We start from the raw sequence: 2,534 nt of genomic DNA, 5'->3' as shown, positions 1-2,534 counted from the left end.
GGCCAGATCGAGGTGATGAAGATGACGAAGATCGCCGACGGGCTGGAATCACGGAACGCCGCCAGCGACAGCGGCAGCCAGGCCAGCGGCGGCACCGTGCGCAGGATCTGGAACACCGGGTCGAGGCCGCGCATCGCCCAGATCGACTGGCCGACCAGCGCACCGAGCGCGACGCCGACGACCGCCGCCAGGCCGAAGCCGACGGCGACGCGCTGCAGCGAGATCAGCACGCGCCAGGCCAGACCTATATCCTGCGGGCCATTGTCGAAGAACGGATGCGCTATCAGGTCGTAGGCCTCGTTCCACACCTGGGTCGGCGGCGGCAGGCTCGATGTCGGCGACGAACAGGCGATCTGCCAGACGACCAGCATCAGCGCGATGACGATGATGGGCGGCACCAGCGCGCTCGCCAGTTTGCCGGCGATGGCGAGCGGCTCGAAGCGGCGCCGTGCCTTGGCAGTGAAGGCGATGACCTCCGCCGGCTTGGCGGGAAAGGCCTTCACCTTGGTGTCCTCGATAGTCTGGATCGACATGTCTGGGGAAAACTCCTTGGGGGCAGGTAGTGATCGCAAGCGGCGCATGCGCGCCGCTTGCGATCAGGCTACGCCGATGCCTTGATCTTCAGGCTGTCGAGATAGGCGGACGGGTTGGCCGGATCGAAAATCTTGCCGTCGAAAAAGGTCTCGACGCCGCGCGACGACGACGCCGGAACGTCGGCTGCCGCGACGCCGAGATCCTTGGCCGCCTCGCGCCACAGATCCTCGCGGTTGACCTGGTCGACCAGCGCGTTGATGTCGGTGGTCGGCGCGAACTTGCCCCAGCGGATGTTCTCGGCAAGGAACCACGCATCATGGCTCTTGAACGGATAAGAGACGCCGCCCTTCCAGAACTTCATGGAGAGATCGGTGCCGTTGGCGACGCGGCCATTGCCATAGTTGATGTCGCCCTTGAGGCGGCCGATGATGTCGGCGACGGGCACGTTCATCCATTGCCGCTTGCCGATGATAGCGGCCATCTCGTCCTTGTTCTCGGTGGCCTCGCACCATTGCTGGGCTTCCATGACGGCCATCAGGATCGCCTTGGTGGCGTTCGGATATTTCTCGATGAATTCGGCGCGCAGGCCGAGCGCCTTTTCGGGATGGCCCTTCCACAATTCGCCTGTCGTGGCGGCGGTGAAGCCCACGCCCTGGTGGACGAGTTGCTCGTTCCACGGCTCGCCGACGCAGAACACGTCCATATTGCCGACCTTCATGTTGGCCACCATCTGCGGCGGCGGCACGACGATGGTCGAGACGTCCTTGTCGGGATCGATGCCGCCGGCGGCCAGCCAATAGCGCAGCCACAGATCATGCGTACCGCCCGGGAAGGTCATGGCGGCCTTGATTTCCTTGCCGGTCGCCTTCTTGGCAGCGAAGGCGTCTTTCAGCTTCGAGGCGTCGAGGCCGACACCGGTGCCGGCATATTCCTGGGCGACCGAAATGCCCTGGCAGTCGTAGTTGAGCCGAGCCACGATCGCCATCGGCATCGGCTGGTTGTTCTGCGTCACCTTGCCGGTGTGCATGAGGTAAGGCAGCGGTGTCAGGATATGAGCGCCGTCGATGCCGTTGGCCGCGCCGCCGAGCATCAGATTGTCGCGTGTCGCACCCCAGGAGGCCTGCTTGAGCACCTCGACATCGGTCCCAGCATATGCGCGAGATGGAAGTGGCCGATGGCGATGCGGTCGCGGATGTTGGCCCAGGATGTCTCGCGGTGCAGCTTCAGATCGATGCCTTCTTGCGCGGCGAAGCCAAGCTCGCCGGCCGCGACCAGCACGGCGCTGTCGAAAAGCGGCATGAAGCCGGCGGTGATCTGGTGCTCGGCAGTCATGCTCATTCGTCCTCCGCCGGTCCCAGCAGCCCCGCGGCAGTCACCAGGCTTTGGGCGATGTCGCCGATCTTGCGGTTCTGGTTCATCGCCGTCTTGCGCAGCAGCGTGTAGGCCGCCTCTTCGGAGAGGCCGCGCGATTTCATCAGGATGCCCTTGGCACGGTCGATCACCTTGCGGCTCTCGAGCTCGCCGCGAACCTCTTCCAGTTCGCGTGCCATGCGCGAAAAGGCGTTGAAGCGGCTGACCGCCATGTCGAGGATCGGCTTGACGCGCTCTTGCCGCAGACCGTCGACGACATAGGCCGAAACGCCGGCATCGACCGCCGCCTCGATCGAGGCCTGGTCGGAGCGGTCGACGAACATGGCGATCGGCCGTTTTACGGCACGCGACAGCTGGAACATGTTTTCCAGCATGTCGCGATTCGGGTTTTCGAGATCGATGACGATGACATCGGGCTCGATCTCGGCGATCCGCCGCGCAATGCCGGTCACATCATGGATGACGGTGACCCGCTCATGGCCGGCCTCGCGCAAACCCGCCTCGATGATCGCGGCGCGGATGCGGTTTTCATCGATCACCAGGACGGCGAGTGCGGTTCGAACCATGCCTGCATTGTGACTAAGCGAGGGAATTGTGCAATGCGGTATCGAGAGAGAGCGGTGCTCGCT

Annotated in this window: 2 protein-coding genes and 2 pseudogenes; all 4 read right to left on the bottom strand. The window is 64.2% G+C overall.

All coding sequences use genetic code 11. The annotated features are described in order from the left end of the window. Window positions 1-533, bottom strand: a pseudogene (locus EN994_RS26830) (nitrate ABC transporter, permease protein); the annotation flags it as partial. Window positions 534-601: 68 nt separating this feature from the next. After that, window positions 602-1,669, bottom strand: a pseudogene (locus EN994_RS26825) (CmpA/NrtA family ABC transporter substrate-binding protein); the annotation flags it as partial. Beyond that, the gene (locus EN994_RS36790; protein ID WP_281057004.1) at window positions 1,624-1,866 is read right to left on the bottom strand and encodes an ABC transporter substrate-binding protein; all 243 of its coding nucleotides are present in this window, start codon (window positions 1,864-1,866) and stop codon (window positions 1,624-1,626) included. The pseudogene EN994_RS26825 and the gene EN994_RS36790, both read right to left, overlap by 46 nt. Before the next feature lie 2 nt (window positions 1,867-1,868). Continuing rightward, the gene (locus tag EN994_RS26815) at window positions 1,869-2,471 is read right to left on the bottom strand and encodes an ANTAR domain-containing response regulator (protein ID WP_013530455.1); all 603 of its coding nucleotides are present in this window, start codon (window positions 2,469-2,471) and stop codon (window positions 1,869-1,871) included. Window positions 2,472-2,534: the final 63 nt, after the last annotated feature.

This window comes from Mesorhizobium sp. M7A.F.Ca.CA.002.09.1.1, from assembly GCF_003998555.1.
Taxonomy (GTDB): domain Bacteria; phylum Pseudomonadota; class Alphaproteobacteria; order Rhizobiales; family Rhizobiaceae; genus Mesorhizobium; species Mesorhizobium ciceri.
The sequence above is the reverse complement of the archived record's forward strand: the minus strand, read 5'-3'. Positions and strand labels throughout refer to the sequence as shown.